1 protein-coding gene is annotated in these 675 nt (G+C 22.1%); it reads right to left on the bottom strand.

All coding sequences use genetic code 4. The annotated features are described in order from the left end of the window. Positions 1-483 carry an ankyrin repeat domain-containing protein gene (locus M0D11_RS06300; RefSeq protein WP_252321112.1) on the bottom strand — a complete coding sequence of 161 codons (483 nt, stop codon included), beginning with the start codon at positions 481-483 and terminating at the stop codon, positions 1-3. Positions 484-675: the final 192 nt, after the last annotated feature.

Raw genomic sequence — 675 nt, 5'->3', positions numbered from 1 at the left:
CTAAGTGCCAAGTGCCTGTTCAATATTTAAGTGTCCATTTTTAGCAGCTAGTGTTAAAGCAGTATTATTAAAATTATTAGGATGATTAATATTAATATTATGTTGCATTATTAAACTATTAACGATATTTAAGTGTCCATTTTTAGCAGCTAATAATAAAGCGGTTTCATTACCATTATTTTCATGATTAATATTAGCGTTATTTTCTATTAGTGTATTAACTATTTCAATATGATTATTTTCAGCAGCTAATAATAAAGCAGTATTACCAAATATATTAGCATGATTGATATTAGCACCATTTTCTAGTAAAGTTTTAACGATATTTAAGTGTCCATTTCAGGCGGCTAGTGTTAAAGCACTAAAATTATTTATAGTTAAATAATTAACATCAGCACCATTATTTGTCAGTAAAATATTAATTGTATCTAAATCACCATTTCAAGCACTATTTATTAATTTTTCATTTAAATCGTCATTCATTTTTTTACTCCTTTAACAATAAAAAACCCATTTACTTTGTAAATATTAAAATAAGTAAGCGATAAAATTCTATAATCTTTATAAGATTATTATATTTATTTTTTTTATGATTCAAATATTAACTTTTAAATTAATTAAAAGTTAATAGTTTTTTATATTTATTCCCTTATCTTAAAATATATAGTCATTTTA

The organism is Spiroplasma endosymbiont of Lariophagus distinguendus (genome assembly GCF_023846195.1).
GTDB lineage: Bacteria > Bacillota_I > Bacilli_A > Mycoplasmatales > VBWQ01 > Spiroplasma_E.
The sequence above is the reverse complement of the archived record's forward strand: the minus strand, read 5'-3'. Positions and strand labels throughout refer to the sequence as shown.